This is a genomic window from Planococcus halotolerans, from assembly GCF_003289955.1.
GTDB classification, from domain to species: domain Bacteria; phylum Bacillota; class Bacilli; order Bacillales_A; family Planococcaceae; genus Planococcus; species Planococcus halotolerans.
Genome location: NZ_QLZR01000002.1, coordinates 772,519 through 787,698, shown reverse-complemented (window position 1 = coordinate 787,698; position 15,180 = coordinate 772,519). Strand labels below are relative to the sequence as shown.

Below are 15,180 nucleotides of genomic sequence, written 5' to 3'. Positions count from 1 at the left end.
TAAAATGTTGTCATTATATAATATATGTTATCATTTAAAATAGCTAATGAAAATAATAAGCAAAAGAGGAAAAATTATGGTCCTATCCAATGAAATCCAAATTACAACCGAAAATGAGTACGCGATTGAGTTTTCACTGTTTCCGGAGGAAACAGTTTTTCAGGTTGGTTTGGAAGATCTTGTTATTGGGGAAACTTCCGTTATAGGCAGCATAATGAAAGAGGACCAGGTATTATTCCTGAAAGATTTCAGCGCGGAATCCTATACTTTTTATATAAAAAATAATCGGATACTAGCCGGCAGCCTTTCTTATAACTTGAATTTTTTGCCTGGAGCCACCTCTTTTGCGTTCGAATATGAGGCTTATATAAAAGGAATTTCCTTAAAACAAACAAATGAAACCTCAGTTTCTCTTTTTACTTCGGCAGAACAGAAGCTCTACACTTTTAATGACATTGCGGCTTATGAATCTCCTGAACACAGAATTCCAGTAGACTTGGAAATGACCTCTGTAGAATCCCGGTACCTCCTAGCAGGAAAAATAACTTATGGCCAATTCAACACATTCTTGATATATGACTTGTTTAGAAAAGAAATGATCACCCGGAATTTTCGCTTTAATATTCTGTCCAATAAAGCGGGTCTGGACATTAGATTGAAAGGGCCTGAAGTACTTGATGTCTCCTGTAAGGAAGACCGGGCGGCAATTGATTTCATGAAAATAACCGGTAGAGGAGTAAAGGTCTTCGATTTTTATCAATTGGAAGAACATCGCGAAAAACATTTGCTTGCTTCTTTTTCGATTAATGATTTGAAATATTATATTCATAACAAGCAGAATGGCATTTATCTCACAAAAGGAAATGCTTCAAAAATCAGTGGCTATGAGTCAGATTTGAAAGCATTATTCACCAGCAAGCATCTGTTTCTGTATGGAAGAAGTACACATTATGCCTATAAAGCCAGCAATGACTACGACAATTTATATATCGACGGCAGGGAAGAGGCCATTGCAACATTTAAAAGACCTTGGAAAATTAATTTTTTCAGGCGTTTTGGTTTTTTTAAGATTCCGGTTTCGGCAATTGCTGCGGCGGATGAACAACAGCGTGCCCTTTATATTGGAGATGATACCCAGCCCTTGCATCCCTTAAAATTAAATATGGATTACAATAAAGAAAAGATAGTGTCCCTTAAAAAAAGAGAAGGCGATGTGCTTCTTCTTGTTTCCTCAAAACGTGGCAATGTATCCATCGGAACAAGCCTCCATCCGGAAGAATATACCTTGCAAAAGAGGATGCATAACTGGTTCCGCGAATTGAAAAACAATAAAAGAGTGCTGCAACTGTTCAAAATCCTATTCGTATTAATCGGACGTTTACCCAAAACACAAGATATGGTCATCTTTGAAAGTTTTCATGCCAAGCAATACAGTGATAGCCCGCGCGCAATCTATGAGTATATGAAAGAGCATCACCAGGATTATCGTCTGCTGTGGAGCATCGACAAAAGTGCTGAAAACATGTTCAGGGAATTTGGGGTACCTTATCTGCGGCGTTTTACAATTCCTTGGTTTTTTCACTTTCCCCGTGCAAAATACTGGGTGAATAACGTCCGGTTACCGGCGTGGATGCCCAAACCGAAAGACACAGTATACATCCAAACTTGGCATGGAACTCCGCTGAAAAAACTTGGCGTCGATATTGAGGAAATTCATATGCCCGGCACCAATACTAGTGCCTATAAGAGGAATTTTGTTCTGGAAGCACGGAAATGGGATTATCTTGTATCACCTAATACTTATTCGACAGAGATTTTCAGAAGGGCTTTTCGTTATCCAGGCAAGATTATCGAGTCAGGATATCCTCGGAATGATGTGTTGTCCAATCATTCAGAAACCCTTGCCAGTAATTTGAAAAAGAAACTGGGGATACCCGAAGATAAAAAGGTCATGCTTTATGCGCCGACTTGGCGGGATAATGAATTTTATGAAAAAGGGAAATATAAGTTCGAGTTTCAATTCAATTTGGATAATTGGAAAAAAGAATTTGGAGATGAATGGGTTTTATTGTCCAGAATGCATTACTTAGTAGCTGAGAACTTTGATTTTTCTGCTCATGCAGGCACAGTCTATGATGCATCCTCATATCCAGATATCCGGGATCTTTACTTGATCTCAGATTTACTGATAACTGATTACTCCTCCGTGTTTTTTGATTTTGCCGTATTAAATCGGCCGATAATATTCTTTATGTATGATTTCGAACTGTACCGTGATCAATTAAGAGGATTTTATATTAATATTGAAGAAGAAGCACCTGGGCCGATCGTTGAAACGGAAAAAGAACTGTTCTTGGCGATAAACAGCCTGAAGGATTCGAATGTTCAATCGGATTCCAAATTTAGCGGGTTTAAAGGTAAATTTTCTTCATTGGAAGATGGCCATGCTACCGAACGGGTAGTAAAAGCTTTTTTGGAGTAACGTGACAGAAAAAAGAGTGGGTGAGGAACCAGGATGAATTCAATGATGAAAATAATAAGGGAACAACTCCGCTACTTCTATTTGGTAAGAAGGCTGTCTGTCTATGAATTACGGAGTTTGACAAGTGGAAATTATTTGGGGATGGCCTGGGAAATTATTAATCCCGCTATCCAGATAACGATTTACTGGTTTGTTTTCGGATTCGGAATCCGGCAAAGGGAACCTATTGGCGATATTCCTTATTTGCAATGGATGCTTGCCGGAATCCTGGTATGGTTCTTTATTACCCAAGCTGTTATGAAAGGGTCCAAGTCGATTTACAGCAAGATAAAGATGCTGGCCAAGATGAATTTTCCAATGAGTGTCATACCGGGCTATGTAATTTTCGCCCAGTTCTATCCTCATCTGGTTATCCTGGGTCTGGGCATGGTTTTCCTGCAATTTATCGGCTATCCAGTATCCATATACTACATTCAGTTGCCGCTTTATATGCTCAGTCTGCTCGCATTCCTGTTTAGCCTCGTGTTGATAACTTCAACGTTAACAACCATTGTCCGGGATGTCCAAATGCTGCTCCAGTCAATAATGAGAATGCTTCTGTATTTATCTCCGATACTTTGGCCGCCGACACTATTGCCGGAAACGTGGCAGCCTTATATGAAGCTCAATCCTTTTTATTATATAATTGAAGGATACCGCTATTCTTTACTTGGTGAAGGGTGGTATTTTCTTGAGAATCCGGTTTATACTGCGTATTTTGCAGGAGTAATACTGTTGACATTCTTTATCGGTTCTTATCTGCATATTAAATTCAGAAATCAATTTATTGATTTCCTTTAAAATGGGAAGTGATGCAAATGGCAAAGTCAGTGGATGTTCAGCATGTATCGAAACGCTATAAACTTTATAAAAAAAGATCGGAACGCATTCTGGACCTGATCATCCCTGCCAAAGAGTATGGAGAAGAATTTTTTGCGCTGCGGAATATCTCTTTTCAAGTGGATGAAGGAGCGATTGTAGGACTTATCGGTATAAATGGTTCAGGTAAATCGACTTTGGCCAATATAATCGCCGGAGTCATCCCGGCAACGTCCGGCAAAGTAGTAAGCAAAGGAAACGTAGCGCTTATTGCGGTGAATGCAGGACTGGATAATAAATTGACTGGCAGGGAAAATATTGAGTTGAAACTTCTGATGCTGGGTTTTTCAAAACAGGAAATTGAAGAGATGGAAGAAGAAATCATTGAATTTGCCGAAATTGAAAAGTTCATCGACCAGCCTGTAAAAACATATTCCAGTGGGATGAAGTCCCGGTTAGGATTCTCAATTTCCGTGAGAGTGGATCCTGACATTCTGATTATAGATGAAGCACTGTCCGTCGGCGACAAAGCCTTTGCTGAAAAAAGCCTTAATAAAATGATGGAATTTAAGGAAAAAGGAAAAACGATGTTTTTTGTCAGCCATTCCATTTCACAGATGAGGAAGTTTTGTGATGAAATTGCATGGTTGGAATTCGGAACACTTAAAGAGTATGGCAATGCAGACATCATACTTGAAGAGTACGAGAAGTTCCTAGAGGAATATAAAGGAATGTCAAAAAAAGAAAAAACGACTTACCGATATGAAGTACTGCAAAAACATGCTTCTGAAAGAGAAAAAATCCTTTAAACGGCTTTGTTTAAAGGATTTTTTATTCGCTTTTTATATCAACTTTTCCATTAACTCTGGTTGAAGCCAATTGTAACTCTATAAATGCTTGCATATTACGTCACGCTTTGGTTATTTTAAAACCCAGATTGGAGTTGAGCGTCGTATAGAAGTTAAGAAGCCGCTTGTCGATTTGAAGCTGTTCCGGCCGCAGGATATTAATTTTCCGGTAGACATCATAGCGGATAAAAACTTCGAAACTTTTTGTCGGCAATTTGTCGAGTTCTGCGACTTCAATGGAAATGCTGGCGATGCGGCTTTCGTCCGGCTGGAGCGTAAAGGCGTATTCTTCGTTGACGTCCTGGCGGTTCCGGAAGACTAGTTCTTCGACTTTATCGATTTCCTCCCCGAAAATCTGCACGGTGAGGTGATAACTGTCGCCTTCAAAATAACCGCTTTGGTAGATGGCGAGGAGCGGGACCCGGATGTTTTCGGCCAATGTACCTTCAAAAGGCGTCGTTATATAGGGCAGTCCGTCTTTGATGATGTGTTGCTTCTGCTTCGTCTTCTTATTCCAGCGGATGAGATCGATCATTTGCTGGTAATCTTCCTGCAGGAACAATCGATAGACGGTCCGGTTAAACGGGTGGAAGAAGTTATCGGAAATCTCGTAGTCCAGGTCGCTGGCGGTAGCGAGAACTTCCCGGAACTTGTCGAAATAATCTTCCTTGGTTTCGCTTTTCAGGAAATGCTGCCGGTCGAACAGCCGTGTGATGCAGTCGAATTCATAGAGCCGGTTCAAAATCATCTTTTCCTGCTCTTCCGGAAGCTTTTTCTGTTTTACATACTTGATCACCTGGATATTGGTGTCCGTCTTTTCCATAACCGTTGTCTTTGATGTCAATGAACTCTCATTTTCATCGAGCCGATTGGCGTAGTAGGCGACTTTTTTGGTCGTGGAAATGGTCGGGCAATTGATCAGCACATCGATGAAAAATTGCTTGTCCTCCGCAAATTTCAGATGGGGGAAGCGTATATTTTTATCCAGCAGCAACTTCCTTTTCATCATCCGGGCAGTGGGGCCAAGATGCTGGAAGATATGTTTGATCGTAAAAGGGGACACGCTCCGCCTCTCAATAGCCGATTGATGCTCTCCCACAATCTTAAAACCGCCGGACTCCGCTTTCATCGTTCTTCCGGCGACATAATTATCCCCGGTTTCCTTCGCCAAATCGTACAGCGCTTTGACGCCTTCTTCATGGAGCCAGTCATCAGCATCAAGAAACGTCACCCAGTCCGTTTTTGCCAGTTCAATCCCGAGGTTACGGGGAGCGGCGGGGGAACCGGTATTTTTCTTCAGGAAGACAGCTTTGATATTCGGATATTTTGCCGCGTAATCCCAGATGATTTGCCTAGAGCCGTCAGTTGAATGGTCATCGACGATGATGAATTCTATGTTTTTAAAACCGATGGACTGATTGATGACCGACTCGATGGTCTTCTCGAGAAAAGGCTCGGCATTATACACGGGCGTAATTACTGTCACCAGCTTTTTCCCGGCGAAAAATCCTCCTCTATTTTTGATGTAATAACCTTCTTCGTTGTACAGGGTATCCAATTGTTCGATCATGGCGCTCGCTCCTTTGCAGATGGTCTGTCCGGGGCAGTACTTATATAGAATGGATTACCCGATATGCGGTTTTTTAGTCGGAATGGCGGACAGGATTTTCAGCAATAAAGTTCCAAAAAGTAATTTAACTGAATAATCAGATTTAATTGTATCTATTTACATGAATTAGGATTATGATAAAGGCAAAGAGATGAACGGCAAGGGAGGAGGGAAATCAATGGAAGCCACCTTCGGACTGATACCAATGCTGATCGTGTCAATCTTCGCGGTAATTGGCATCCTGTCCTATTTTTTCATGCACCACTGGCCGAATTGAAGCTGAATCGGTAAAAGCCGTGCCGGAAACCAATGGTTTCCGGCACGGCTTTTGTGTTTCCCTTTCGCAATTAAAAAAGACTAGTTTAAATAACTGGACAGGGTTATAATCAATTAAACATAAAAAACAGAAAATTCAGTACACGAATAAAAATATAAGAGAGTAGGATGATGAATATGCATCCCTATCAGAAATATAAAGAGAAGCTGGAAAAAGGACATAGTAAAAGTATGGAAGAAGTGATCCGGGAATTATACATCGAACGTGATGAAGGGCCATCGGTAACAGCACGGGAACTTGGCATTCCCCGGCAAGCCGTCCTGCATTTTATACATGAATACGATCTGCGTAATGAAAAACATGAAAATATGGCTAAACATAATAAGCTTAAACAATAGGTTTATCAACATGCTGCAATTTTAACCATGCTGTATCTGATTGTCATTTTGGACCCTGCAGTGAAAAATGACCCTGATATTAAGGAAGACCCGGCAAATTTAATTGCCGGGTCTTTCTCATTACATTCAATTCACAAACTAAATCGTCCAGCGGTCATTCACAATCGCAATCAGCACCCAATCACCATTGCTATTTTTCTCGAATACCATGTTCAGGCTCTGCCAGTCCATTCCATCGTATTCATCGGTGCCGGGATAGTAGAACTCGACAACAGTCGCCTCAGGATATTTTTGGTGAATCAGCTCCTGTGTCATCGGGTGTTCGCTGCGTCCATAGCGCTCTTTGGCGTTATAGTCTGCTTCCATCAAATACTCATCATAATACTCGGCAGGTGTCAGATTGATCTCAAAACCACTTCCATCTTCGTATCCCCATAAATAATCATTCGAATCATTCATGAAGCCGGGAAGCTGCGCTTTGGTGAAAGTGACACCGCCATTGTCAATGCAGCCGCCAGCGTACGGGCAGAATGTCAATCCTTCCGAGGAGCTGACATATGCGGCAACATCTTCAAAATCTTCGGCCTGCAGTTCTGCCAGAATTTCATTGGCTGTCATCAGCAAGTCTTGTTTTTCAGGAATGAAACTCGGCTCGATGGCCCGTGCCAGAAAAGCCGCAAACTGTGCGCGTGTCACTGCAATGTCCGGACGGAATGTATTGTCAGGATAACCGCGTGCAACACCTTGCTCAGCGAGTCTCGACACGGCATCAAATGCGTAATGCCCTTCATTCATATCCCGGAAGTTATTATCCGCTGCATCCGGGAAGTGGAGGGCGCGGTCCAGCATCGTAACTGTCTGGGCACGTGTCACAGTCCAATCCGGGCGGAAGTAATTGTGCGGGTAGCCTACAATAATCCCTGTATCAACGGCAGAAGCGATGTAACCCGAGAACTCATGGCTGACTGATACATCCCGGAAACCTGGGTCACGTGGCGAGTCATCCAGATTCAATGCACGTCCAATCATCGCGACGGCATGCGACCGGATTACTGGATCGTCTGGCCGGAAGGTGCCATCTGTGTGGCCATTGATGATTCCTTCTTCATGCAGGAACGCAATTTCCAGGGCAAATGGATGGTCACCGGGCACGTCATCAAACAGTACAATCGCTTTGGCAGGAGACGAAAACGAACTGATCATCAGGATGGCAGCTGCGATTAAAGACAAAAACGTCTTCATAATCTATCCCTCCCTGTTTGTTTTCATTTTATCATATCAGTAATCAATAAGTAATAATTAATTATTATTATAAATAAAATATTGACAATTGGGAATGTGGATAATAGGGGAGACATTAAATGTTTGGGCATTTCACCTTTCATTTTAGTAGTAAGGTTTTTGGAATGAAAAAATAATGAAAGTGCTGCAAGAAAAGAGTGAATATACAGAAAACGGGTGCATTATCTGTTGGCAGCTGTTAAAATGGAGGCAACAAATAAATGGAACGGAGGAGATGAAATGACAAAGAAGTGGACAAGTGTGCTGATTGTACTGCTGTCATTGCTGCTGGCTTTCCCTGCTGCCGCCGCCTCGGATTTATCGGAAGACCATCAATTCTATGAGGAAATCACGTATCTGATGGACAGGGGTGTCATCGAGGGCTATCCGGATGAAACGGTTCGGCCAGATGCAGAAGTGACTCGGGCTGAAGCAGTCGTGATGATTGGACAATTGATGGATTTTGATGAAACGCGAAGAGCGACGGAGTTCAGTGACGTACCGGTGAGCCATTACGCCAGCGGCTATATCGCGGAAGCTGCGGAAGCAGGATATGTGCTAGGGGTTGGGAATGATTTATTCAATCCTGAAGCTCCCATTATCCGAGGCGATATGGCGCTGATCATGGAGCGGGTATTTGACCTTGCCCACACGATCGATGTGTCGTTCACGGATGTGCCGCAGGATGCTTACTACGCAGAAGCGATCAGTAAGATTTTGGCGATCAATATCACGAACGGTTATCCCAATAACACATTCCAGCCGCAAGAAGAAGTGACGCGTGGCCAATTTGCAGCTTTCCTTGCACGGGCGCTCGAGCCGGAATTTAAAAATGACGCGGTCATAGAAGGCTCACATCAAAAAGACAAAACCAAAGTCTACACCTACGAAATGGCGGATGGCACAACAGCAATCCACCGCTTTGAAGATGTGCCGGACCGTGGCGATTTGACTTACGGTTATATGTGGACGGTGGAAATGGACGGCACCGACAATGACTATGAATATCTCGAGCTTGAAAACTATGACTTTTTTGCAATCGGCTACCCATATTCCGAACGTGATTTGAGTCTCGTTTACCCAGTTGAAGTCGGCAAAACTTTTACAACCGGATTGGGCGATCAAGCCATCACGCTTGAAATCACGGATGTCAATGTAACCGTGGAAACAGCGTACCAGACTTTCACCAACGCAACAGAAGTGACAAGCCAGGATGACGGTTCCAAATATTACATGGTGGAAGGCTTTGCCTCTGTTAAATCTGTCGATGCCGATGGAGAGGTTCAAAGCGAATTGGTGAGTGTGGAATAGAAGAATATGCAGTCTGATGAAGAAACAGGAAAAAAATAGCTCCTTCAGTATTGGCTTTTGCCGCCGCTGGAGGAGCTGTTTTTATAGCAGTTTAGAAAAACTGCCTCAAATCATTAAACTGTAACTTTTGATTTCTCCAATTCTTTGCCTAGTAGTTTCGCCAGCTCCAGCATACCGAATTTGCCGGCAGCCGCTTCCGCGTCCGAATTGTAATTCGTATTGGTGTTGACGTCGTAAGTGAAAATCTCCCCCGCAGCATTGCGGATAAACTCGATCCCCGCTACGGCAATGTCGTTTTGACGAAGGAACTCTTCATACTTCGCGATGATCGGATCATCAAATCCTTCGACCACCTGGAATTTCGGTGTCTCTTCGGGCTGCTCGCCGACTGGGCAGAACAGGTCGTCGATGCGGCAGGCATCAGCCGGGCACAACTCGAATCCTTCCGAAGTGTCCACTTGTACTGCATAGACGAATTTTCCGCCGACAAATTCACAGCGAGTGATGAACGGCTCCGGCGCCTGGATGTATTCCTGGATCAGCGTGATACCATCGATTGACGGATCAAATTCGCCGCCATCGAGGTATTCCTTGAGCGCATCAATGGAATGGAACAGGCGAACGCCAAGCCCTTTACCGGCACGGTTATGCTTAGTGATAAAAGATGGTGCGTCCAGTTTTTCCGCGGCCGCAATAATCTGTTCACGCCCATTGGCTGCAATGGTTTTCGGCGTGCGGATGCCCGCCGCGTTCAGCGCCATATACTGGTTGACTTTGCTGACTTCAAGGCGCAGCGCGCGCGTGCCGTTAAATACGGTGCGTCCGTGATGCTCGAGCCATGCCAACAGCGAAGCGGCCATTTCCGGTGCATAACGGTGGCCGCGAGTGTGTGACGAAGCACTCATGCGGCTGTAAAATACGCCTTCAGGAGGCGTGTCATTCAAATCGACCAATCCTTCGTTGATAAACCAGTCCTCATAAGGCAACTGGAGTTCATCCAGCCGTTTAAACAAATGCGTTGTCCATTCTTCATTTTCGTGGATTACATATATTTTTTCAGTCATCTAAAAACTCCTTAGTTCGAAAGCGCCTGCAGCGCTTCGCGTTTTTGTTCAACCAGCGGCATCACTTTTTTCGAAAAGCGTTCCATTTCCTCCAGCTGCGGTGAAAACTGCAGCAGCAATAAATCAAGGCCGGCCTCTTCATAAGCGAGGATACGGTCGGCAATCTGTTCCGGTGTTCCAATCAGATTCGGGCGCAAGCCGCGGTTGGACACCGAATAATCCTCCAATTTTACTTGCTGCTCCAGCTGTGATTTACTGACGAAATCGTCATAGCCGACATAGCCGCTCGACTCTTTCATATCCACAATGCGCGCGTATTCCGCAGCGACTTCTTCTTCCGTATCCCGGCATACGACATAAGCCGCCATTCCGAATGACTGAAGCGGCGATTTGCCGGCTGCTTTACGCAAATTCTTCATGTCATCGATTTTCGCCTGGATTTCTTCAACCGTGCCGCCGTGCATTACGTAAGCGTCGCAGCCTTCCACAATCGACTTCTTGCCGCGCGGACTTTCGCCCCCAGCGTACAGAATAGGGTTCGGGCGTTGAACCGGTTTCGGTGAAAGCCGCGCATTCTGGATATCATAGTATTTCCCTTTGAATGAAAACTCGTCTTGCGTCCACATGCCTTTCATTACTTGGAGGAATTCATCCGTCCGTTCGTAGCGTTCGTCATGCTCGGTAAACTGGCCGCCGTATTGGCGCGCTTCTTCCGCCCACCAGGCAGACACGACATTCAGCGTGAAACGGCCATTCGAAATCCGGTCGATATTCGCCGCCATTTTCGCCGTCACCGCCGGGTTATGGAAAGCCGGACGGATTGCCGTCATAATCTCAATCTTCTCCGTCACTGCCGCAAGTCCAGCCGCCGTTGACCAAGCCTCCAGCGAATCAGCTTCCATACCTTTAATATCATTCAAATTCAATTCAGCGATCAGCGTCGTATCATAACCCCATTGTTCAGCCGACTGCACCACTTGTTTCGCATAGTCAAAAGTCGCCGGCATATTCTCATCTTCCACATTGCGCAGCCATCCGCCGAATATCGGCAGCCAAAATCCATATTTCATCTATCATCGATTCCTTCCATAAAGAAATTTTGTTCTCAAATAATTCACTCAATTAGAGTATGAAATCATTATACAATAAAACCTTTTATTCTGACCAGCTAACTTGGTTATAAACTTAAAAAATTTTAGAATATATAGTCTTTGTATATTTATCAAATGTCGGATAGACGGATTTGCATCAATAACTGTGAACTAAACAGAAGTCGACTAAATTTCTTTGAATGTGTAATAGATGATTTAGGTTATAAATGGAAATGAAAAAACTAATTAGTATATTTTGCCCATTTTTAAAATAAGATAAAAGTCTATAATTCTTATATGTAAAAAAAGTATAAAGGACTTAAGTATTGGTATTTTGAAAATGTCAATATTCAGTTAGACTTTTTATCAAATTTACATAAATTCATGACTTATTTAAATAAAGCTTTGAATAATTTAGTTGAATCAATAAAAGTAAAAGTGAAAAAACCCCTTGTGTAAGGAATTCTATATTGCTTATGTCTATGATTATTAAAGCTAGTGGAGGTCAACATATTGAAAATGACAGAGGAAGAAAACGAATTGATTATGAAATTGAAAGGGGAGCAGACACAACTGGATGCTGCATTCTATAAGGATATGTTTGAAGTGATGGTTCAGCATTCACCTGTTAGCATGTATATCTTAAATGACTGGTCTTTCTCGTACGTAAACAAGCATTTTTGTGTACTGACTGGCTATTCAGAAGAGGAAATGCTAAATGATGAAAAGCAGCTGAACAAACTTATCCATCCAGATGACTTATTCATAGTAAAAGATAGAATTCTTAACAGTGAAGAAAACCAAGAGACCTATGCACGTTACCGATTGCGGCTATACAAAAAAGATGGTGAAATGATTTATATTGAGGTTCATTCGAAAAAGATCTTTAAAAATGGACAATCCTTCCTGTTCGGTTCCGTATTTGAAGTGACAGGGGAAGTTATTGCAGACCTCAAGCTTAGGGAGAACCAGGAACGCTTTGAATCCCTTTTTTATAACAATCCTGATGCAGTCTTCACCTTTGACCTGGAAGGCAATTTTACAGATTTAAATCCAGCGTGCGAGGAGCTTACGGGGTATTCCAAACAGGAATTGATGGAGATGAGTTTCTCGCCATTTATCGTACCCGAAGATATGGAAGTTACCCAAGAATATTTTGGGCAAGCAGCAAAAGGGATTCCTAATAATCATGATATTACAATGCTTGATAAAGATGGCAAGCGAAAGAACATTGAAATCACAAAATTCCCAGTGAAACAGGCCGGAGAAATTGTCGGGGTCTATGGCATTGCAAAAGACATTACAGAACGAATTGAACATAAAAAAGTCATGGAGGAACTTATTTTCTTCGATTCACTGACAAAGCTGCCGAATCGAAAGTTATTTGAGGACCGTCTAACACAAATATTAAATTTTTCAGAACTGAACGGAAAGCCGACTGCTGTCCTTTTCCTCGATTTAGACCGCTTCAAGTTCATTAACGATTCATTGGGCCACCATCTGGGAGATGAATTTTTAAAAATTGTTTCAAAAAGATTGTCAGAGAATGTCCGGCTTACAGATACGGTCGGAAGATTTGCCGGAGATGAATTTGCCATTCTGCTGCCGAATACTGGAGAGGAAGAAAGCATTAAAATGGCTGAACGCCTTAACCAAGTACTCGTGGAGCCTTTTGATATAAACGGTCATTCCTTGTCTATTTCGGCAAGCATCGGCATCGCTTTTAGTAAAGGGATTGGAGAAAGTGTCGATGAACTGGTCAAAAAAGCGGATATAGCCATGTATCACACAAAAAAATATGGAAAGAACAGTTTTACCGTTTACTCAGAGGAGCTTGACCAAAACACTGCCTATAAACTGGCAATTGAAGAAGGGCTGAGGTCAGCAATCGACCACCAGGAATTTGTTCTTCATTATCAGCCTATAACAAATTTGAAAACCGGAGAACTTAGTGCAATGGAAGCGTTGATCCGCTGGAATCATCCGGATTTGGGGATGGTGCCACCTGATCAGTTTATACCGGTTTCCGAAGAAAGCGGCCATATCATTTCAATAGGCACTTGGGTTCTACACACCGCCTGTTCACAGAACAAGGCTTGGCAAGAAGAAGGGATACACCCTTTTAAGATTTGTGTGAACATCTCGACAATTCAGCTGCAGCACCCGAATTTTTTACAGACAGTTAAAAAAACACTCGAAGAAACAGGACTGGATGCTGAATGGTTGGAGCTTGAAGTCACAGAAAGCATTTTAATGGAAAATACTGAAACACTTAAAGAAAGTCTGGCGAACTTAAAGTCCTTAGGCATTTCAATATCCATCGATGATTTTGGAACAGGTTACACTTCACTCAGCTATTTAAGACAGTTCTCCTTTAATCGTGTAAAAATCGATCGCAGTTTTATCGGAGATATCAGCCACGATTTAAACGGTAAGGAAATTACATCGACCATCATATCGCTGGCTCATAAATTGAATATGGATGTCACTGCCGAAGGAATTGAAGATGAAATACAATTGACTTATCTAAGGGAAGAGAATTGTGATGGAGGACAAGGTTATTTCTTCAGTCGCCCTTTACCAGTTGAAATGCATAAACTGACTAATACACCCAAGAAATTTTGGTAGTGCCAAACGAAAAATAGCACCCATATATTAGCGTGGTAGTACTGATAGAGTGAATGTACCGATTAAGAGTGGGATTTTCTTATATAATATGCCGTATCCAAAGCCTCTAAGGCTCCCGGGTACGGTTTTTTATGTATTTTATCCCGAGCGGTAAATAGGCATTATTTGTGGGTGACTGTCATATGATTTAGATGTAACCAATTCACAAGTTCTAACGTCTAAACGAATAAAGAGGAGACTTGCCATGAAGAAGCTTTTACTAATATTGCTAGTGTCAGGCGTTCTTTTGCTTATTACTAACCTCGTCTTCTCATTCCATGACTTTAAAGAAGTCCCGGTCCAGCTGGAAGTATCGGTTTATGATTCTGCGAACGATGAATTTGGAGAAGCAGTTTTGATTGATGATCAGGAAGAAATTGAGGATTTTATACAATCAGTCAATAAAGCCGGTCATGAAAATGGTGCGTACGAAGTGACGCGATTTGAAGATTATAAAGTAAGGATGGTTTACAAGGATGGATCAACTGATACTTTAAGATTGTGGCTGAATTTCGGTGACGACTTTGACATGTTTCAAACAGATAAGACAGTTGGAATTTATAAGCTGAAAAACGATGGAGCAAGAGAGGTTATTCGGGAGATATTAGAGTAGCGTCTTGAGATTACCGGTTGCAAAAACAGCATGTTATCCAAAGCCAAAACCCCCACAACACCGCATTTTTTTGATGTTTTTCAATTGACACCAAACTGATTTTGAATATAATTTTTATTGAAAACAGATTACACACAAAAAGGGAGGGATTGGCCAAACGGTTCAGATCAGGATAATCGGAGAGTTGCCGTAGCCAATGGTTTTAAAAACTATTCCAATGGAGGCGAGCCAGCTATGAGAAGATTATTGCCAAGCAAACGCGACGATTTCTTCCCAAGTTTGTTTGAAAGTGGATTTGAGACCGATTTGTTCGACCGGTTCTTCCGGGAATCCCATTACCCAAATGTCGACATCAAGGAAACCGATAATGGGTACGAGATGAAGATGGACGTCCCCGGCTTCTCCAAGGACGACGTGAAAGTCGAGTACCGCGACGGCTATCTGGAAATCGAAGGTACGCGCGAAGAAAATAAAGAATCGAAAGACGAAGACGGCCACTACATCCGCAAAGAGCGGTCATACGGTTCCTTCAAGCGGAGCTTCTACGTAGGCGACATCGACGACGATGCAATTACCGGATCGTTCAAGGACGGCATGCTACAGCTGGAAGTTCCAAAATCGCGTGACGACGAGAAGAAAAAAGGAAAGCAGATCCGGCTGGAGTGAGTGACCGCATGAATA

Annotated in this window: 12 protein-coding genes; 8 read left to right on the top strand and 4 right to left on the bottom strand. The window is 42.7% G+C overall.

Features of this window, described 5'->3' with window-relative positions; genetic code table 11:
- Positions 1-1,297 precede the first annotated feature (1,297 nt).
- From DP120_RS18605 to tagH, 3 genes are read left to right on the top strand one after another with little or no spacing between them, the layout of a single operon-like run.
- Positions 1,298-2,482: a CDP-glycerol glycerophosphotransferase family protein gene (locus DP120_RS18605; protein ID WP_112223294.1), complete on the top strand. Its 1,185-nt coding sequence runs from the start codon at positions 1,298-1,300 to the stop codon at positions 2,480-2,482.
- A gap of 33 nt (positions 2,483-2,515) precedes the next feature.
- Complete coding sequence (locus tag DP120_RS08530) at positions 2,516-3,322, top strand: ABC transporter permease (RefSeq protein WP_112223204.1); 807 nt, start codon at positions 2,516-2,518, stop codon at positions 3,320-3,322.
- Positions 3,323-3,339: 17 nt separating this feature from the next.
- Positions 3,340-4,149 carry a teichoic acids export ABC transporter ATP-binding subunit TagH gene (gene tagH, locus DP120_RS08525; protein ID WP_112223203.1) on the top strand — a complete coding sequence of 270 codons (810 nt, stop codon included), beginning with the start codon at positions 3,340-3,342 and terminating at the stop codon, positions 4,147-4,149.
- 100 nt (positions 4,150-4,249) lie between these two features.
- Here the strand turns inward: tagH and DP120_RS08520 are convergent, their stop codons facing one another.
- Positions 4,250-5,758 (bottom strand): glycosyltransferase family 2 protein, encoded by a 1,509-nt coding sequence (locus DP120_RS08520; RefSeq protein ID WP_112223202.1) that lies wholly within the window; start codon positions 5,756-5,758, stop codon positions 4,250-4,252.
- A 492-nt stretch (positions 5,759-6,250) separates the two neighbouring features.
- On the opposite strand from DP120_RS08520, the gene DP120_RS08515 reads away from it, so the two are divergent.
- Positions 6,251-6,472, top strand: a complete 222-nt coding sequence (locus DP120_RS08515; RefSeq protein WP_112223293.1) for a hypothetical protein — start codon at positions 6,251-6,253, stop codon at positions 6,470-6,472.
- Between the two features lie 138 nt (positions 6,473-6,610).
- Here DP120_RS08515 and DP120_RS08510 read toward each other — a convergent pair whose 3' ends face one another.
- Complete coding sequence (locus DP120_RS08510) at positions 6,611-7,714, bottom strand: S-layer homology domain-containing protein (RefSeq protein WP_112223201.1); 1,104 nt, start codon at positions 7,712-7,714, stop codon at positions 6,611-6,613.
- A 279-nt stretch (positions 7,715-7,993) separates the two neighbouring features.
- On the opposite strand from DP120_RS08510, the gene DP120_RS08505 reads away from it, so the two are divergent.
- Positions 7,994-9,064 carry an S-layer homology domain-containing protein gene (locus DP120_RS08505; protein WP_112223292.1) on the top strand — a complete coding sequence of 357 codons (1,071 nt, stop codon included), beginning with the start codon at positions 7,994-7,996 and terminating at the stop codon, positions 9,062-9,064.
- Positions 9,065-9,177: 113 nt separating this feature from the next.
- On the opposite strand, the gene DP120_RS08500 is transcribed toward DP120_RS08505, so the two are convergent.
- Together DP120_RS08500 and DP120_RS08495 are read right to left on the bottom strand one after the other, a co-directional pair.
- Positions 9,178-10,128, bottom strand: coding sequence for an ATP-grasp domain-containing protein (locus DP120_RS08500; RefSeq protein ID WP_112223200.1), 951 nt, complete (start codon positions 10,126-10,128; stop codon positions 9,178-9,180).
- Between the two features lie 11 nt (positions 10,129-10,139).
- Positions 10,140-11,198 carry an LLM class flavin-dependent oxidoreductase gene (locus DP120_RS08495; protein ID WP_112223199.1) on the bottom strand — a complete coding sequence of 353 codons (1,059 nt, stop codon included), beginning with the start codon at positions 11,196-11,198 and terminating at the stop codon, positions 10,140-10,142.
- Between the two features lie 540 nt (positions 11,199-11,738).
- Here DP120_RS08495 and DP120_RS08490 point away from each other — a divergent pair.
- The 3 genes from DP120_RS08490 to DP120_RS08480 all read left to right on the top strand — a co-directional run bounded on the left by DP120_RS08490 (position 11,739) and on the right by DP120_RS08480 (position 15,165).
- On the top strand, positions 11,739-13,847 hold the full coding sequence (locus DP120_RS08490) for a sensor domain-containing protein (RefSeq protein ID WP_112223291.1): 2,109 nt from the start codon (positions 11,739-11,741) through the stop codon (positions 13,845-13,847).
- 286 nt (positions 13,848-14,133) lie between these two features.
- Positions 14,134-14,499: a YhfM domain-containing protein gene (locus DP120_RS08485; RefSeq protein WP_133257379.1), complete on the top strand. Its 366-nt coding sequence runs from the start codon at positions 14,134-14,136 to the stop codon at positions 14,497-14,499.
- 234 nt (positions 14,500-14,733) lie between these two features.
- Entirely contained in the window at positions 14,734-15,165 is a 432-nt protein-coding gene (locus DP120_RS08480; RefSeq protein ID WP_112223197.1) for an Hsp20/alpha crystallin family protein, read from the top strand.
- The last annotated feature ends 15 nt before the right edge of the window (positions 15,166-15,180 follow it).

Bases quoted from the DNA above. Each gene is read 5' to 3' on its own strand.
- DP120_RS08515 (WP_112223293.1), top strand. From the start codon at position 6,251: ATGCATCCCTATCAGAAATATAAAGAGAAGCTGGAAAAAGGACATAGT.
- DP120_RS08490 (WP_112223291.1), top strand. From the start codon at position 11,739: ATGACAGAGGAAGAAAACGAATTGATTATGAAATTGAAAGGGGAGCAG.
- DP120_RS08510 (WP_112223201.1), bottom strand. From the start codon at position 7,714: ATGAAGACGTTTTTGTCTTTAATCGCAGCTGCCATCCTGATGATCAGT.
- DP120_RS08530 (WP_112223204.1), top strand. From the start codon at position 2,516: ATGAATTCAATGATGAAAATAATAAGGGAACAACTCCGCTACTTCTAT.
- tagH (WP_112223203.1), top strand. From the start codon at position 3,340: ATGGCAAAGTCAGTGGATGTTCAGCATGTATCGAAACGCTATAAACTT.
- DP120_RS08495 (WP_112223199.1), bottom strand. From the start codon at position 11,198: ATGAAATATGGATTTTGGCTGCCGATATTCGGCGGATGGCTGCGCAAT.
- DP120_RS08505 (WP_112223292.1), top strand. From the start codon at position 7,994: ATGACAAAGAAGTGGACAAGTGTGCTGATTGTACTGCTGTCATTGCTG.
- DP120_RS08480 (WP_112223197.1), top strand. From the start codon at position 14,734: ATGAGAAGATTATTGCCAAGCAAACGCGACGATTTCTTCCCAAGTTTG.
- DP120_RS18605 (WP_112223294.1), top strand. From the start codon at position 1,298: ATGCATAACTGGTTCCGCGAATTGAAAAACAATAAAAGAGTGCTGCAA.
- DP120_RS08520 (WP_112223202.1), bottom strand. From the start codon at position 5,758: ATGATCGAACAATTGGATACCCTGTACAACGAAGAAGGTTATTACATC.
- DP120_RS08500 (WP_112223200.1), bottom strand. From the start codon at position 10,128: ATGACTGAAAAAATATATGTAATCCACGAAAATGAAGAATGGACAACG.